Raw genomic sequence first — 16042 nt, forward strand, 5'->3', positions numbered from 1 at the left:
CATGGTCGCAGTGAACCCGGCGCGGGGCGCGACCGTGCGCCGCCGGCTCGCCGGAGTGGTCTTCCTGGTGGTCCCCGCCCTGCTGGTGTGGCTCGCGGTCGCCGTCTACGGCAAGCGGTTCACCGACTCCGCCCCGGTGGTCGTGGAGACCGGCAGCGTCGGCAACGAGATGCACCTGGGCGCCGAGGTGAAACTGCGCGGCGTCGTCGTCGGCGAGGTCCGCGAGATCGACGCCACCGACGACGGCGCCCGGCTCACCCTCGCCCTGCGCCCCGAGACCCTCGCCCGGATACCCGCCGACGTACGCGCCCAGATGCTGCCCACCACCCTGTTCGGCGAGCGCTTCGTCGCGCTCGTGCCGCCCGCGTCGCCGTCCGCGCGGCCCCTGGCCGCGGGTGCCGTCATCCCGCAGGACCGCTCCGCGAACGCCGTCGAACTCCAGCAGGTCCTCGACGACGTGCTGCCCATGCTGACCGCCGTCCAGCCGCAGAAGCTCTCCGCCACCCTCTCCGCCGTCGCCCAGGCCCTGGAGGGACGCGGCGACCGGCTCGGGGACACCCTCACCCTCCTCGACTCCCACCTGCGGAAGTTCAACCCCCGACTGCCCACCCTCAACCGCGACTTGAAGCACCTCGTGAAGGTCAGCCATGTCTACGCCGACGCCGCCCCCGACATCCTCACGGCCCTCACCGACTTCACCACCACCAGCGGCACCCTGGCCGAGAAGGAGAGCGAACTGGCCGGCACCTTCGGCGCCACCACCAGGACGGCCGAGGACCTGACCGCCTTCCTGCGGCAGAACGAGGACAACATCATCCGGCTCTCCGCCTCCTCCCGGCCCACCCTGGAACTGCTCGCCGAGTACTCCTCGGCCTTCCCCTGCACCCTGCGCACCCTCGCCGACTTCGTGCCGGCCATGGACAAGGCCCTCGGCAAGGGCACCGACCGGCCCGGCCTGCGGGTCGACGTCACCACCGTGCCCTCCCGAGGCGCCTACCGCCCCGGCCGCGACACCCCTTCGTACGACGCGGGCGGCGGCCCCCGCTGCTACCCCGTGCCCTACCTCGGCGTCGCCGCGAAACCGGCCGTGCGGGCCCCCGCGGGGGCCGGGCAGGACCTCGGTCCCGCCAACTCCCCACAGGAGAACGACCTCGTCAACGAACTCCTCGCACCGGCCGCAGGCAAGGCCGCCGCCGACCTCCCGGAGTGGAGCACCCTGCTCGCGGGCCCGGCACTGCGCGGCACGGAGGTGGCCCTGCGATGATGCTCCGGCGCACCGCCGACACCCGGCGCACCGCCCCCACCCGGCGCCGTCCGCTGACCGGCCCGGTGCTCAAGTCCCTCGCCTTCCTGGTGGTCACCGCGCTGGCCACGGCCGTCCTCGGGCTGAGCGTCTCCGGCACCGGCGTCGGCGACGACAGCCTCTCCTACAAGGCGCTGTTCACCGACGCCACCGGAGTCACCGACGGCGACAGCGTCCGCATCTCCGGGGTCGAGGTCGGCCGGGTCACCGACGTCCGCGTCGTCGGCCGGCGCACCGCCCAGGTCACCTTCACCGTCCGCGACGACCGCACCCTGCCCGCGTCGGCCACCGCCGCCGTGAAGTACCTCAACATGGTCGGGCAGCGCTACATCGCCCTGGACCGGGGCAGCGGCGGCCTCACCGGCACCCTCGACGCCGGCGACACCATCCCGCTCGGCCGGACCGCCCCCGCCCTGGACCTGACCCTGCTCTTCAACGGCTTCAAGCCGCTCTTCGAGGGCCTCTCCCCGAAGGACGTCAACGAACTCGCCGGCTCCATCGTGCAGGTCCTCCAGGGCGAGGGCGGCACCGTCGACAGCCTCATCCGGCACGTCGGCTCCCTCAGTACGACGGTCGCCGCCAAGGACAAGGTCATCGGCAAGGTGGTCAAGAACCTCAACACCGTCCTGACCACCCTCAACGACCGCGAGGCCGACTTCGACGGCCTCGTGGACACCCTCCAGAAACTCGTCACCGGCTTCAACGCCGACCGCAAGCCCCTTGGCAAGGCCGTCACGGCCATGGGCGACCTGACCACCGTGACCGCCGACCTCATCGACGAGGGACGCGCCCCCTTGAAGAAGGACATCCGCCAGTTGGGCCGCCTCTCGGACAACCTCGGCGACGCCACCCCGCAGATCGAGGACTTCCTGGAGCGGACCCCCGCCAAGCTGACCGCCCTGGGCCGCCTGTCGTCCTACGGCTCCTGGTTCAACCTCTACCTCTGCGAGGCCCGCGTGGACGGCGTGACCACCTCCACCGGTGCCGAGCCGCCCACCGGCATCGCGGTCACCGAAGCGAGGTGCGGTGCATGACCCTGCTGCTGCGGCCCGAACGCCACGACACCCCCGCTCCCGCGCCCCGCCGCTTCCGCCCGCCGCGCCTGAAGCCGGTCAAGGACCGCGACCCGATCGCCGTGGCCCTCGTCGGGCTGCTCCTGCTGGCGCTGCTCACCGCCTTCGCCTACAACGCCGACCGGCTGCCCCTCACCGGCAAAGGCACCACCTACAGCGCCGACTTCACCGAGGCGGCGGGCCTGGACGAGGGCGACGAGGTGCGCGTCGCGGGCGTCAAGGTCGGCGAGGTCACCGGCGTGAGCCTCGACAGGGGCCGGGTGAAGGTCACCTTCGAGGTCGAGAAGGCCTGGATCGGCGACCGGACCACCGCCGCCATCGCCATCAAGACCCTGCTCGGCGACAAGTACCTGGCGCTCGATCCGCTCGGCACGGGGGAGCAGGACCCCGGCGACCGCATCCCGCGGACGCGGACCACCTCACCGTACGACGTCACCCAGGCGTTCCAGGACCTCGGTTCCACCGCCGACGCCATCGACACCGAGCAGCTCGCCAAGAGCTTCGAGACGATCTCGGACACCTTCGAGAACTCGCCGCCGCACGTCCGCAAGGCCGCCACCGGACTGTCGGACCTGTCGCGTTCGGTCTCCAAGCGCGACCGCGAACTGTCCGAACTCCTCAAGGGCAGCGCCAAGTTCACCAAGACGCTGAAGGAGAAGAAGTCCAGCTTCGAGACCCTCATCCAGGACGCGGGCCCGCTGCTCGGCGAACTCCAGGACCGGCGCAAAGCCATCACCGCCCTGCTGAAGGGCAGCCGCGCCCTCGGAACGGAACTGAGCGGCCTGGTGGACGACAACGAGAAGCAGCTCGGCCCCACCCTGAAGGCGCTCGGCCGCGTCACGACCGTCCTGAAGGAGAACAGCACCCGGCTCGACCGGACGCTTGCCCTGGTCGGCCCCTATTACCGGCTCGTCGGCAACACCCTCGGCAACGGCCGCTGGTTCGACAGCTATCTGTGCGGGGTGGTGCCCCGCGACTACCTGCCCGCGCGGTCCCAGCCCAAGACGTCGTGCATGCCGCCCAAGCAGTCGGCGGCGGCCCGGGGGAGCGGTGAACGATGAGCAAGCGCAGATCTTTCGTGGCGGCGCGCGGAAAGCTTCTCGCGGCGCGCGGCAAACGCCTTACGGCGCGGAGCAAACGCCCTGCGACGCGAGGCAATCGCCTTGCGGCGCGCGGCATGCCCTTCTCCTCCCGCAGGAAACTCCTCGCGGCCGCGATCGCCCTCGCCGTCGTCGCCGCCGGACTCGTCACGGTGCGCGCCCTGGACTCCACCGGCACCCGCGTCACCGCCTACTTCGACCGTGCCGTCGGCATCTACGCCGGTTCCGACCTGCGCGTCCTCGGCGTCAGGGTCGGCGAGGTGGAGTCGGTCCACCCCCAGGGCACCCGCGTGCGGGTCGAGCTGGCGCTGGACGACGGCATACGCGTACCGAAGTCGGCACGGGCCCTGGTGGTCGCGCCCAGCGTCGTCGCCGACCGCTACGTGCAGCTCACCCCGGCCTACCGTTCAGGGCCCGCCCTCGCCGACGGCGCCGTACTGCCCGCCTCCCGCAACCGCACCCCGGTCGAGATCGACCAGCTGTACGCCTCGATCACCGACCTGAGCGAGGCGCTCGGGCCGGACGGGGCCAACTCCTCCGGGGCCCTGTCCGAGCTGCTGAGGACGGGTGCCGCCAACCTCGACGGCAACGGCGAGGCCATCGGCAGCGGCATCGAGGAGTTCGGCAAGGCCACCAAGACCCTCGACGGCTCCAGCGACGACCTGTTCGCCACCCTCCGCAGCCTCCAGACCTTCACCACCATGCTGAAGGACAAGGACACCGACGTACGCACGGCACAGGAGCGGCTGGACACCGTCGTCGGCTACTTCGCCGACAACAAGGACGACCTCGCGGGCGCGCTGAAGGAACTCGGCACCGCACTCGGCCAGGTGAAGACCTTCGTCAAGGACAACCGGGGCGAGCTGGAGAAGAACGTCGAACGGCTCGTCCCGATCACCCGGGCCCTGGCCCGCAACCGCACCTCGCTGGCCGAGGCCCTGGACGTCGCCCCGCTCGCCGCGGACAACCTCGTCGGCGCCTACGACACCGGCACCGGCAGGATCGACGGCCGCGCCAACCTCAACGAGATCAGCATGGGCGGCCCGCTGCTGCCGCTGCCGGTGACGGGCGGTACCGGGCCTTCCGGCTCACCCTCGCCCTCGTCCACACCCTCGTCCTCGCCCTCGGTCCCACCCACGAGGGAAGGTGCGCGGTGAAGCGCGTCGTACGACGGCGGGCGCTCACCACCGGAGCCGCCACCGGTGCCGGTCTCGGCGGACTGCTCGCCCTCGGCCTCGGCTTCGCGCTCGCCCTCGGCGCCTTCTCCGTCACCGCCCCCCGCTTCGACGGCATCGAGGACCTGCCCCTGCCGGGCGGCGCCGACCTCGGCCCGCACCCCTACACCGTCACCGCCGAACTGGCCGACGCCCTCAGCCTGGTGCCGCACGCCGCGGTCAAGGTCAACGACGTCGCCGTCGGCCGGGTCACCTCCGTCCGCCTCGACGGCGACAAGTGGTCGGCCCGCGTCACGATGGAGATCAACGGCGACGTCCGGCTGCCCCGCGACGCGGGCGCCCGCCTGGAACAGTCAAGCCTGCTCGGCGAGAAGTACGTCAGCCTCATCGCGCCCGCCAAGTCGGCAGGACCGGCGGCACGGCTCGGCGACGGCGCCGTCATCCCCCTCTCCCGCACCGGCCGCAACACCGAGGTCGAAGAGGTGTTCGGCGCGCTGTCCCTGCTGCTCAACGGTGGCGGCGTCAACCAGCTCAAGACCATCACACGGGAACTCAACAAGGCCCTCGGCGGACGTGAACCCGAGGTCCGCTCCATGCTGAAACGGGTCGAGGAACTCGTGGGGAACCTCGACGACCACCGCGGTGACATCACCGACGCCCTCGACGGCGTCAACCGGCTCGCCACGACCCTCGCCGGCCGCAAGGACGACGTACGCACCGTCCTGACCGGTCTCTCACCCGGTCTGAAGACCCTGGAGGAGCAGCGCGGCTCCCTGCTGACCATGCTGCGCTCCCTGGACAGGCTGTCCGGTGTCGCCGTCTCCACCGTCGAAGCGAGCAAGGACGACATGGTCGCCGACCTCAAGGCCCTCGCCCCCACCCTCAAGGCCCTCGCCGACGCGGGGACCGACCTGCCGGACTCCCTCCAGGTGCTGCTCACCTACCCGTTCACCGACGAGGTGCTGAACGGCGTCAAGGGCGACTACCTCAACGTCTACCTGAAGATGACCGCCGTCCCCGGCACCCAGGTGATCCCTCCTCTGGTGCCGCGCGGCACCCCTTCGCCCACCGCCGCGCCCAAGAAGCGGTCCGGCGCCAAGACCACGGCCTCCCCCTCGGCGCCGCTGCCCCTGCCGTCCGTACCACCGGAACCCACCCGAAGTCCCGAGGACGGAGGCACGCCAGGATGATCACCCTCGCCGTACGCCTGAAGAACCTCGCCTTCCTCGTCATCGCCGTCCTCGTCCTCGGCTTCCTCGGCATCCGTTACGCGGACCTCGGCCGCTACGTCGGCGTCGCCGACCACTACACGGTCAAGGTCGAACTCGCCCGGACGGGCGGGCTCTTCACCCACTCCGACGTCACCTACCGAGGCGTGTCGGTGGGCCGGGTCGGCCCGATCGAGCTGACCGCGGACGGCGTGGTCGCGGAGCTGCGCATCAAGAAGTCCGCCCCCCGCATCCCCGCCGACACGCGGGCCGTGGTGGCCGGACTCTCCGCGGTGGGCGAGCAGTACATCGACCTGCGGCCGGAGAGCGACACCGGCCCCCACCTCGCCGACGGCACCCGGATCGAACGGCCCGACACCGAGGTGCCCGTGCCCGTCACCGACGTCCTCACCAGCGTGAACGACCTCACCCGGTCCGTGCCGCTGAAGGAACTGCGCACGGTGGTCGACGAGTTCGGCAAGACCTTCGAGGGGCACGGCGACGACCTGCGGGTGCTCCTCGACAGCGGCAGTGCCTTCATCGAGGCCGCCGACCGTGATCTGCCCTCGACCAGCCGCCTGCTCGTCGACGGCGAGACCGTGCTGCGCACCCAGGCCGAGGAGGCGAAGGCCATCCGCGGCTTCGCCGACGGTGCGACGGAACTCGCCCGCACCCTCAAGGGTTCCGACACCGATCTACGCCGGCTCCTCACCGTCACGCCGGACGCCGCCACGCAGGTCAGCGGGTTGCTCCGGGACCTCGACCCCAGCCTCGGCGTGGTCCTCGCCAACCTGGTCACCACCTCCGAGATCGCCGTCACCCGGCAGCGCGGCGTCGAGGAACTCCTCGTGAAGTACCCGGCGGCCGTCTCGGCCGGTGCCACCGCCGTCGACGGAGGAAAGCTGCGGCTCGGCCTGGCCGTCACCTTCTTCAAGCCCCTGCCCTGCACCGACGGCTACGGCGGCACCCGGTACCGCACCGGCCTGGACCTCGGTACCGCCCCCGCCCTCAACACCGGCGCCGCCTGCACGGCACCGGCCGCGAGCGGGGTCAACGTACGTGGGTCCGCCAACGCCCCCCGGGGCGGAGCGCTGCCCGAACCGGCCAGGCCCGGCTCCCTGCCCTCGGGCAGCACGGGCAGCACGGGCAACAAGGGGCGCGCGGGCGGTACCGCTTCGGCGCCGGGCGCGCTGGCCTCCCGGGCACGGGCGGCACCGGGGCGGCGGGGCTGGCGGGGCTGCTCGGCGCGGACCCGGAGGCGGGCCGATGAGGCGGACGCGGGCCGTCGCCGGGGCGGGACTGGTACTGGCGCTGGCGTTCTGCGGCGCCGGGGCGTGGACGTACGCCCAGGCGCGGGGCGACGACTCCCTCGCGTACGGCCGTGAGCGCGACGAGGCGCTGAGCGACGGGCGCGAGCGGCTCGCCGTCCTCAACACCCTCGACGCCTCGTCCCGGCAGCGGGCGCGGGCGGGCATCGAGGACTGGCGTGCCGCCGCGACCGGTCCGCTGCGGCAGGAACTGGGCGCCACCGCCCCCGGAAAGGGTCCCTCGGCGCGGGGCACGGTCACCGAGGCCGCACTCACCGCCCTCGACACGCGCGCGGGCACCGCGAAGCTCGTCGCCACCGTGCGCGTCGAGGTCACGCCCACGGGGGCGAAGACGCCGACCGCGGACCGCAAGCGTCTGGAGGCGGTCCTTGCCCGCACGGGCGAAGGCGAGTGGAAGGTCAAGGCACTGAGCGCGGTACCGCTCGCGCGGACGGCGAAGGAGGACGAGAGCCGATGACACCGCTACGGCACCTCGGACGCCCCCGGACCCCCACCGCCCCACCCGCAGGACGGGAAGAGGACGCCCCCCACCCCGGCGGCGGCACTGACGCCGCGTCCGGCCAAGAGGCGCCGCAGGCCGAGCCGGTGGACGGTCGCGGTGGCGGCCGGCGTTCGCGTGTCCTCGTCCGGCGCCTCGTCCCCGCGGTGTGCGCCGTGCTGCTCGTCCTCGCCGGCGGAGGCTTCTTCTACGGCGCCCATCAGCTGAGGTCCGCCCCGTCCGCCGGCAACCACGCGCTGACCGACGCCGAGGCGACCAGCCGCGTCGCCGGTGACGTCGGCAACGCCCTCGCGCGCGTCTTCTCGTACACACCGGGCGGTCTGGACGCCACCGAGCGTGCCGCGCGGTCCGTCCTCGCGGGGCGGGCGGAGCGCCAGTACACGGAGCTGATGGGCCGGATGCGCGCGGACCTCGCCGCGCAGCGCGTCACCCTCAGCACCCAGGCCGTACGTATCGGAGTGATCGAACTCGACGGCGACAGCGCACGGTTGCTCGTCTTCCTCGATCAGCTCTCGCACCGCGGAAAGGCCCGCACCACCTCCGCGGCGGCCCAGCTCACGGTGACCGCGCGATGGGAGGACGACCAGTGGCGAATCGTCGACATGAAGCCCCGCTGAGCGGGCGCGAGGAGAAGGGAAGACGGATGAGACACGGGACCGGGGGACCGGCCAGGCTCGGGGCACCGCCGCTCACGGCCCTCGCCGTGGCCCTCGCCCTGACCGCGGCAGGCTTCGGCACATGGGCGGGCTGGGACTGGTACGCCGCGGCCCACGACGACACCGCGGGCTACGCCGAGCAGCGCGACGCGGCCCTCGCCGCCGGTGAACAGGCCGTCCAGAACCTCAACACCCTCGACCACCGCAGCGTCAGCCGCGGCCTGGACCTCTGGGAGTCCTCCACCACCGGCGAGCTGCACGAGCAACTGGCGGCCGGGCGCGAGGAGTTCGCCGCGAAGGTGCGGACCGCGAAGACCGTGACCACGGCGAAGGTGCTCTCCGGCGCGCTCACCGAACTCGACGACCGGGCCGGCCGGGCCCGCGTCCTTGTCGCCCTGCGGGTGACGGTGAAAGCCCCCGGCGACGCGAGCACCGACAAGGACAGCCGCATGCTCGGCGAACTGACCCGCACCGACGGCCACTGGAAACTCAGCGCCCTGGGGCAGGCCCCGGTCGGCGGCACGTCAGCAGGCTGACCGGCCGACCAGCTGACCGCCGACCGGCCGCAGGAGAGGACGAACACGATGCCGGCGACCCGCCATCACCTGAACAACGCACGCCGCCGCCAGGCCCGGGAGGCCCTCCACCCCCCGGTCACGAGCACCGCCGCCAAAGGGCGCGGGGAACCGCGCGACCAGCCACGACCGACCCGCACGCGGCACACGACCCGAGACGGAACGGCGGCTCCCGAAACGCCTGGGCCCCCGCCCCGCAGCACCCGCACCCTCCTGATCCTCTGCCTGCTCACCCTCGTACTCGGCGGCTTCGCCGGCTGGGCGCACGCCCGCGCGGAGGCGATCCGCGACGCCCCGGCCGCACGCAACACCGCCCTGTCCGACACCGCCCGCACCAGCGAGATCAAGGGTCAGTCGACCAAGGCCGTCGGCGCGCTCTTCTCGTACGACCACGCCGACCGCGGCGCCCTCGACAAGGCCGCGAGCACATGGCTCACGGGACGCGCCGTCGCCCAGCACCGGGACCTGCTCGGCGACATCCGCACGCGGGCCGACAAGCAGAAGGCGGTGATCACGACCACGGTCACCGACAGCGCGGTCGAGCGCATCGACGGCGACCGGGCCCGTGTCCTGGTCTACGCCGATCAGAGCAGCGTCAGCACGGCCGGCGACAAGAAGGCCGATGACGACGGCACCTACGCCGGGGCGATGTTCGCGGTCGACGTCGAGCGGCGCGACGGCCGTTGGCTCGTCTCGGCCATCGACACGTTCAGCCGCTGAAGGTGCCTGCCTCTCGCGACGGGGGTGTGCTTGCCCGTTGCCGCCGGGGGGTGCCTGCTCGTCGCCGCCGGGGGGAGGTGCCTGTCTCTTGCCGCCGAGGGGGCGTGCCTGTCTCTTGCCGCCGGGGGGACGCGCTTGCCTCTTGCCGCCGAGGGGGGCGTGCCCGCCCGTCGTCATCGGGAGGCCGTGGCCTTCCGTTGCCATCGGGGGTCGTGCCTGTCTCTTGCCGCCGGGGGGCCGTGCCTGTCTCTCGCCGCCGGGGGGGGCGTGCCCGCCCGTCGTCATCGGGAGGCCGTGCCCTTCCGTTGCCATCGGGGGCCGTGCCTGTCTCTCGCCGCCGGGGGGACGTGCCTGCCCGTCGCCACCGCTGTGCCTGCCTCTGGCCACGGGGGTCGTGCCTGCTCGTCGCCGCCGGGGGGACGTGCCTGCCTCTCGCCGCCGAGGGGGCCGTGCCGGCCCGTCGCCACCGGGAGGAAGCGCCTGCCCGTCCCCGCCGGGGGGTCGCGCCCGCCCCTCGCCACCGGGACGACGCGCCGCCCCTCGCCCCAGGGAGACCCGCGACCTTCGCTCAAGGACAAGCCGCCCTCGCCTCGGGAAGCGCCCCTCGCCCCGGAACCCCTCCCGGGGAGAACCCGCCCGCCCCTCACCACCAGGGAGTGAACCGACCATGCCCGAACACCGCGCCCCACGCCTGCCCGTCCGGACCCGGCAGGGCCTGCGGGCCACCGCTGTCGCCGTGGCCGCGGTGGCGGCGCTCACCGCCTCCCAGGCCCCCGGACTACCGCGGAAGGAGGGTGCCCGCCCGGCCGCCGACGGCCGGCCCGCCCCGGCCGCGGACCTTCCGTACGCCGAACTCGCCCCGCCCCACGACGGTTCGTACCACACCGAACTCCCGCCCCTGGTGTCCCCGGACGCCCCGCCGCGCGCCGCACAGGCCGCCCCGGTACGTGCCCAGTCCGGTATCCCCGGCACCGTGCTGCGCGCCTACCGTGCCGCGGAGCGGTCCGTCGGCCGCACGGACCCCGGGTGCGCGCTGCCCTGGGAACTGCTCGCCGCCATCGGCAAGGTGGAGTCCGGGCAGGCACGCGGCGGCGCGGTCGACCGGCACGGCACCACGCTCGGCCGGATCACCGGCCCGGCACTCGACGGCCGGAACTTCGCCCTGATCCTGGACAGCGACGACGGCGTCCACGACGGCGACACGGTGTACGACCGGGCGGTGGGGCCGATGCAGTTCCTGCCGTCGACGTGGGCGCGCTGGGGCGCGGACGGCAACGGGGACGGCCGCGGGGACCCCGACAACATCTTCGACGCGGCGCTGGCCGCCGGGCACTACCTGTGCGCCGGGGACCGCGACCTGAGCCGGGCGGCCGACCTCGACCGGGCGGTCCTCAGCTACAACCACTCGCGGTCCTACCTCGAACTGGTCCGCCACTGGCTGGACTTCTACCGCAGGGGCGTGCACGCCGTCCCCGACGGCGAAGGCGTCATCCCGAAGTCTCCCGGAGCCGGTGGCGACGCCCCGGCGACGGAGCCGGCCGACGAGGGCGGCCGCGGCGGCAAGGGAGGTGACGGGGGCAAGGGGGGTGACGGTGACGGCGGCGTCATCATCGGCCCCGAGCCCGGCAGACCCGACACCCCGTCCCCCTCCCCCTCTCCGTCTCCCTCCTCCTCCCACCCGGTGCCGCCCTCGCCGTCGCCACGCCCGTCCCCGTCCGCGACGGACCCCGGCCCCTCCCCGTCCGGCTCTCCCACTCCCGGCCCCTCGCCGACGCCGACCCCCACCGACCCGCCCACGCCGAGCCCTGACCCGTCCACCCCGCAGGACTGCCCCTCCGACTCGGCGAGCCCCTCACCGGACGCGGCCGGAGCGGCGGCGGGACGGTGCGGACCGGCTCAGTGACCGTCCGCCCCACGGCGTGTGGGGAGGGTGAACCAGACGGCTTTGCCGGAGCCGGTGGGCCGGTGGCCGCAGGACGAGCTGAGGGTGCGGATCAGGAGCAGCCCGCGGCCGTGCTCCTGCCAGGGGTCCGGCGCGCCGGGCGGGTCCGGGGCGGTGAGGTCGCCGGGCGGCAGCGGGCTGGAGTCGTGCACCTCGACCTGGCAGCCGGTCGGCAGCAGCTCGATCACCAGCTCTATGGGGTCACGCCCCACGGTGTGCTCGACGGCGTTGGCGACCAGCTCCGCGGTGAGCAGTTCGGCGGTGTCGGTGTCGGCGGACGACTCGATGTCGGTGAGCGCGGTACGGACCAGGGCGCGCGCGACGGGCACGGCTGCCGCGGTGTGCGGCAGCGCGATGCGCCAGGAGGCGGGGGAGGCAGGCTCGTGCAAGGCGGGTCCGTTCGGGGCAGCAGGCGGTGCTGCGTTCAACCGTACGAATCCTAAGCGCTACGTCGACAGGGGCGACGGTCGGGCCTGCGCGGGACCTCCGACCCTGGGCTCTCTGTGACCGTATCGCGTACTCATGACGACAGTCATGAATCGGTGATAGCTTCGGGGTTAGCGAACTCAGACTCACGAACTCAGACTCAAGCGATCTCAGCCCTCAGGCCGAGGAGGCCGCACCTGATGAGTCCCTTCACCGGCTCCGCATCCCGCACCCCCGAGTGGCGGCATCTGCTCCTCGCCGTCGACGACGGGGTCGCCACGGTCACCCTCGCCCGCCCCGACCGGCTCAACGCGCTCACCTTCGGCGCCTACGCCGACCTGCGCGACCTCCTCGCCGAGCTCTCCCGGGACAAGTCCGTACGCGCCCTCGTGCTCGGCGGTGAGGGGCGCGGATTCTGCTCGGGCGGCGATGTCGACGAGATCATCGGCGCGACCCTCGCCATGGACACCGCCCAGCTCCTCGACTTCAACCGCATGACGGGCCAGGTCGTGCGGGCCATCAGGGAGTGCCCCTTCCCGGTGATCGCCGCCGTGCACGGGGTCGCCGCGGGCGCCGGCGCCGTGCTCGCCCTCGCCGCGGACTTCCGCGTCGCGGACCCGAGCGCCCGCTTCTCCTTCCTCTTCACCCGGGTCGGGCTCTCCGGCGGCGACATGGGCGCCGCCTACCTCCTGCCCCGCGTCGTCGGCCTCGGCCACGCCACGCGGCTGCTGATGCTGGGCGACGCGGTGCGGGCCCCGGAGGCCGAGCGGATCGGCCTGATCAGCGAGCTGACGGACGAAGGCAAGGCGGCGGAGGCCGCCCGGACCCTGGCCCGCCGCCTCGCCGACGGCCCGGCCCTGGCCTACGCCCAGACGAAGGCGCTGCTCACCTCCGAACTGGACATGCCGCTGGCCGCCTCCGTGGAACTGGACGCGGCGACCCAGGCACTGCTGATGAACGGCGAGGACTACGCCGAGTTCCACGCCGCGTTCACGGAGAAGCGGCCGCCGAAGTGGCAGGGCCGGTGAGGGCGGGGAAGAGGGGGCCCGCCGCCCCCTTCCCCAGGCCGGACGTCACGGCAACGCCCACCCCACCCCTCGGACCGCGGGGAAGCGGGGTGGCGGCGCGGGGCGCGGGTGCCGGGGGTGGCGGGTCTTCGTCGCGGGTGGGTCCCGCGGGGGTGGTGGGGCGGTCTGCGGCTGACGGACGGGCTGCGGTGGTAGGGCAGTCTGCGGCCGACGGGCGCGCTGAGGTGGTGGGGCAGTCCGCGGCCGACGGACGGGCCCCGCTGGCGCGGCAGTCCGCGGTCGGTGGGAGGGCCGCGTCCGCCGGCGAGGCCGTGGTCCCTGCCTCTGCCGAAGGCTCCGCGTCCGCCGGTGAGGCCGTGGTCCCCGTCCGCCGCGAGGGCCCGGCGGTGGTGGAAGCCGCTGCGTCCGCCGGGCGGGGCGCGGGGGATGGCGTGGCTTCGGCGCGCGCGGTCCCTGCCTCTACCGAAGGCTCCGCGTCCATCGACGAGGCCGTGGTCCCTGCCTCCGCCGAAGGCTCCGCGTCCGCCGGCGAGGCCGTGGTCCCTGCCTCTGCCGAAGGCTCCGCGTCTGTCGGTGAGGCCGTGGTCCCCGTCCGCCGCGAGGGCCCGGCGGTGGTGGAAGCCGCTGCGTCCGCCGGGCGGGGCGCGGGGGATGGCGTGGCTTCGGCGCGCGCGGTCCCTGCCCCCGCCGAAGGCCCCGCGACCCCGGAGACCGCCCCCCACCGCATCGCCGTAATCGGCGGCGGCCCCGGCGGGCTCTACGCCGCCGCTCTGCTCAAGCGGCTCGACCCCGCGCGTGAAGTGACCGTCTGGGAGCGCAACGCCCCCGAGGACACCTTCGGCTTCGGGGTCGTCCTCTCCGACGAGACGCTCGGCGGCATCGAGCACGCCGACCCCGTCGTCTACGCCGCCCTCCAGGCCGAGTTCGTACGCTGGGACGACATCGACATCGTGCACCGCGACCGGCGCCACACCTCCGGCGGCCACGGCTTCGCCGCGCTCGGGCGGCGGCGGCTCCTGGAGATCCTGCACACCCGCTGCCGCGAGCTCGGCGTCGAGCTGCGCTTTTGCACCGAAGCGCCGCCCGCCGCCGCACTCGCCACGGCGTACGACCTGGTCGTGGCCGCCGACGGCGTGCACAGCCTCACCCGCGAGACGCACGCCGAAGCGTTCCGGCCGACGATCACCACCCACCGCTGCCGCTACATCTGGCTCGCCGCCGACTTCGCCTTCGACGCCTTCCGCTTCGAGATCGCCGAGACCGAGCACGGCGTAATGCAGCTCCACGGCTACCCCTTCTCCGCCTCCGGTCCTGGCGCGTCCACCGTCATCGTCGAGATGCGCGAGGAGGTCTGGGAGGCCGCCGGCTTCGACGGCCTCGACGAACGCGAGTCCACCGACCGCTGCGCCAAGATCTTCACGGAGGCCCTCGGCGGCCGCCCCCTGCACGGCAACAAATCGGCCTGGACCACCTTCCGCACCGTCGTCAACTCCCGCTGGTCGCACGGCAACACGGTCCTGCTGGGCGACGCCGCGCACACCGCCCACTTCTCCATCGGCTCCGGCACGAAGCTCGCCGTCGAGGACGCCCTCGCGCTCGCCGCCTGCCTCCAGGAACAGCCGGACATCCCGAGCGCCCTCCAGGCGTACGAGACGGAACGCCGCCCCGTGGTCGAGTCCACGCAACGCGCCGCCCGCGCCAGCCTGGAGTGGTTCGAGCGCCTGCCCGACCACCTCGACCAGCCACCACGCCAGTTCGCGTTCAACCTCCTGACCCGCAGCCGCCGCGTCACCCACGACAACCTCCGGATGCGCGACGCCCGCTTCACCCGCTCCGTGGAGCGCGAATTCGGCTGCCCCGACGGCACGCCCCCCATGTTCACGCCCTTCACCCTCCGCGACCTCACCCTGCGCAACCGCGTCGTGGTCTCCCCGATGGACATGTACTCCGCCGTGGACGGCGTCCCCGGCGACTTCCACCTCGTCCACCTCGGCGCGCGCGCCCTGGGCGGCGCCGGCCTGGTCATGACCGAGATGGTCTGCGTCAGCGAACACGGCCGCATCACCCCCGGCTGCGCCGGGCTCTACACCGACGAGCAGGCGCGGGCCTGGCGGCGCGTCACCGACTTCGCGCACGCCCAGGCCCCCGGCACGGCGATCGGCGTCCAGCTCGGCCACTCGGGCCGCAAGGGCTCCACGAAACTGATGTGGGAAGGCATCGACGACCCCCTGCCCGACGGCAACTGGCCGCTCCGTGCCGCCTCACCGCTCCCGTACAAGCCCGGCAGCCAGACCCCCCGCGAGCTCACCCGCGCCGGGCTCACGGAGATCCGCGAGCAGTTCGTCGCGGCGGCCCGCCGCGCATGCGACGCGGGCTTCGACCTCCTCGAACTCCACTGCGCGCACGGCTACTTGCTCTCCGGCTTCCTCTCCCCGCTCACCAACCACCGCACGGACGCGTACGGCGGCTCCCTCTCCGCCCGCCTCCGCTTCCCCCTCGAAGTCTTCGACGCCGTCCGGGAGGTGTGGCCGGCCGGGAAGCCCATGACCGTCCGCATCTCGGCCACCGACTGGGCCGACGGCGGCACCACCGCCGAGGACGCCGTGGAGATCGCCCGCGCCTTCGCGGCCCACGGCGCCGACGCGATCGACGTCTCCACCGGCCAGGTGGTCGCGGACGAACGCCCCGCGTACGGCCGCTCCTACCAGACGCCCTACGCCGACCTCATCCGCAACCGGACCGGCATCCCCGTCATCACCGTCGGCGCCATCTCCTCCTGGGACGACATCAACTCCCTGCTCCTCGCGGGCCGCGCGGACCTCTGCGCACTGGCCCGGCCCCACATCTACGACCCCCACTGGACCCTGCACGCGGCGGCCGAGCAGGAGTACGCGGGTCCGGGCGCCGTCTGGCCGCTCCCGTACCGCGCGGGCAGCCGCCGCCCCCAGACCGGCCGCACCGACGCACCCAAGCCCCGTCTGTCGCTGAGTAGTTGACGGGAGGGGGAGG

At 73.6% G+C, this 16042-nt stretch carries 13 protein-coding genes and 1 pseudogene; 13 read left to right on the forward strand and 1 reads right to left on the reverse strand.

Annotated features, from left to right (window positions below; translation table 11 throughout):
• Positions 1-10 precede the first annotated feature (10 nt).
• The 11 genes and pseudogenes from KKZ08_RS29965 to KKZ08_RS30015 all read left to right on the forward strand — a co-directional run bounded on the left by KKZ08_RS29965 (position 11) and on the right by KKZ08_RS30015 (position 11540).
• Positions 11-1264 (forward strand): MCE family protein, encoded by a 1254-nt coding sequence (locus KKZ08_RS29965; protein ID WP_223779244.1) that lies wholly within the window; start codon positions 11-13, stop codon positions 1262-1264.
• Positions 1261-2337, forward strand: coding sequence for an MCE family protein (locus KKZ08_RS29970; protein WP_223777393.1), 1077 nt, complete (start codon positions 1261-1263; stop codon positions 2335-2337). Before KKZ08_RS29965 ends, KKZ08_RS29970 begins: the two co-directional genes overlap by 4 nt.
• Positions 2334-3437, forward strand: coding sequence for an MCE family protein (locus tag KKZ08_RS29975; protein WP_223777394.1), 1104 nt, complete (start codon positions 2334-2336; stop codon positions 3435-3437). Before KKZ08_RS29970 ends, KKZ08_RS29975 begins: the two co-directional genes overlap by 4 nt.
• Positions 3438-3553: 116 nt before the next feature.
• Positions 3554-4633, forward strand: a complete 1080-nt coding sequence (locus KKZ08_RS29980) for an MCE family protein (RefSeq protein ID WP_223777395.1) — start codon at positions 3554-3556, stop codon at positions 4631-4633.
• Complete coding sequence (locus KKZ08_RS29985; RefSeq protein ID WP_223777396.1) at positions 4630-5841, forward strand: MCE family protein; 1212 nt, start codon at positions 4630-4632, stop codon at positions 5839-5841. Before KKZ08_RS29980 ends, KKZ08_RS29985 begins: the two co-directional genes overlap by 4 nt.
• Positions 5838-7129: pseudogene (locus KKZ08_RS29990) on the forward strand (MlaD family protein). The gene KKZ08_RS29985 and the pseudogene KKZ08_RS29990 overlap by 4 nt, the downstream one beginning before the upstream one ends.
• Positions 7126-7644, forward strand: a complete 519-nt coding sequence (locus KKZ08_RS29995; protein ID WP_223777397.1) for a hypothetical protein — start codon at positions 7126-7128, stop codon at positions 7642-7644. The pseudogene KKZ08_RS29990 and the gene KKZ08_RS29995 overlap by 4 nt, the downstream one beginning before the upstream one ends.
• Positions 7641-8303 carry a hypothetical protein gene (locus tag KKZ08_RS30000; RefSeq protein WP_223777398.1) on the forward strand — a complete coding sequence of 221 codons (663 nt, stop codon included), beginning with the start codon at positions 7641-7643 and terminating at the stop codon, positions 8301-8303. Before KKZ08_RS29995 ends, KKZ08_RS30000 begins: the two co-directional genes overlap by 4 nt.
• 26 nt (positions 8304-8329) lie before the next feature.
• Positions 8330-8878 (forward strand): hypothetical protein, encoded by a 549-nt coding sequence (locus KKZ08_RS30005; protein ID WP_223777399.1) that lies wholly within the window; start codon positions 8330-8332, stop codon positions 8876-8878.
• 48 nt (positions 8879-8926) lie between these two features.
• A complete protein-coding gene (locus KKZ08_RS30010; protein ID WP_223777400.1) occupies positions 8927-9637 on the forward strand; it encodes a hypothetical protein in 711 nt (236 codons plus the stop codon).
• Positions 9638-10304: 667 nt separating this feature from the next.
• A complete protein-coding gene (locus KKZ08_RS30015) occupies positions 10305-11540 on the forward strand; it encodes a lytic transglycosylase domain-containing protein (RefSeq protein ID WP_223777401.1) in 1236 nt (411 codons plus the stop codon).
• Here KKZ08_RS30015 and KKZ08_RS30020 read toward each other — a convergent pair.
• The gene (locus tag KKZ08_RS30020) at positions 11534-11968 is read right to left on the reverse strand and encodes an ATP-binding protein (RefSeq protein ID WP_223777402.1); all 435 of its coding nucleotides are present in this window, start codon (positions 11966-11968) and stop codon (positions 11534-11536) included. The two genes, KKZ08_RS30015 and KKZ08_RS30020, sit on opposite strands and share 7 nt — an antisense overlap.
• Positions 11969-12205: 237 nt before the next feature.
• Between KKZ08_RS30020 and KKZ08_RS30025 the strand changes: the two genes are divergently transcribed.
• Together KKZ08_RS30025 and KKZ08_RS30030 are read left to right on the forward strand one after the other, a co-directional pair.
• Complete coding sequence (locus KKZ08_RS30025; RefSeq protein ID WP_223777403.1) at positions 12206-13033, forward strand: enoyl-CoA hydratase family protein; 828 nt, start codon at positions 12206-12208, stop codon at positions 13031-13033.
• 725 nt (positions 13034-13758) lie between these two features.
• Positions 13759-16029, forward strand: a complete 2271-nt coding sequence (locus tag KKZ08_RS30030) for a bifunctional salicylyl-CoA 5-hydroxylase/oxidoreductase (protein ID WP_223779245.1) — start codon at positions 13759-13761, stop codon at positions 16027-16029.
• The last annotated feature ends 13 nt before the right edge of the window (positions 16030-16042 follow it).

Origin of the sequence: Streptomyces sp. 135 (assembly GCF_020026305.1) — a bacterium.
Classification (GTDB): Bacteria; Actinomycetota; Actinomycetes; order Streptomycetales; family Streptomycetaceae; genus Streptomyces.

What these genes read in the sequence shown, in the direction of transcription:
- KKZ08_RS29970 (WP_223777393.1), top strand. Translation starts at nt 1,261, where the DNA reads ATGATGCTCCGGCGCACCGCCGACACCCGGCGCACCGCCCCCACCCGG.
- KKZ08_RS29975 (WP_223777394.1), top strand. Translation starts at nt 2,334, where the DNA reads ATGACCCTGCTGCTGCGGCCCGAACGCCACGACACCCCCGCTCCCGCG.
- KKZ08_RS29980 (WP_223777395.1), top strand. Translation starts at nt 3,554, where the DNA reads ATGCCCTTCTCCTCCCGCAGGAAACTCCTCGCGGCCGCGATCGCCCTC.
- KKZ08_RS29995 (WP_223777397.1), top strand. Translation starts at nt 7,126, where the DNA reads ATGAGGCGGACGCGGGCCGTCGCCGGGGCGGGACTGGTACTGGCGCTG.
- KKZ08_RS30000 (WP_223777398.1), top strand. Translation starts at nt 7,641, where the DNA reads ATGACACCGCTACGGCACCTCGGACGCCCCCGGACCCCCACCGCCCCA.
- KKZ08_RS30005 (WP_223777399.1), top strand. Translation starts at nt 8,330, where the DNA reads ATGAGACACGGGACCGGGGGACCGGCCAGGCTCGGGGCACCGCCGCTC.
- KKZ08_RS30010 (WP_223777400.1), top strand. Translation starts at nt 8,927, where the DNA reads ATGCCGGCGACCCGCCATCACCTGAACAACGCACGCCGCCGCCAGGCC.
- KKZ08_RS30015 (WP_223777401.1), top strand. Translation starts at nt 10,305, where the DNA reads ATGCCCGAACACCGCGCCCCACGCCTGCCCGTCCGGACCCGGCAGGGC.
- KKZ08_RS30025 (WP_223777403.1), top strand. Translation starts at nt 12,206, where the DNA reads ATGAGTCCCTTCACCGGCTCCGCATCCCGCACCCCCGAGTGGCGGCAT.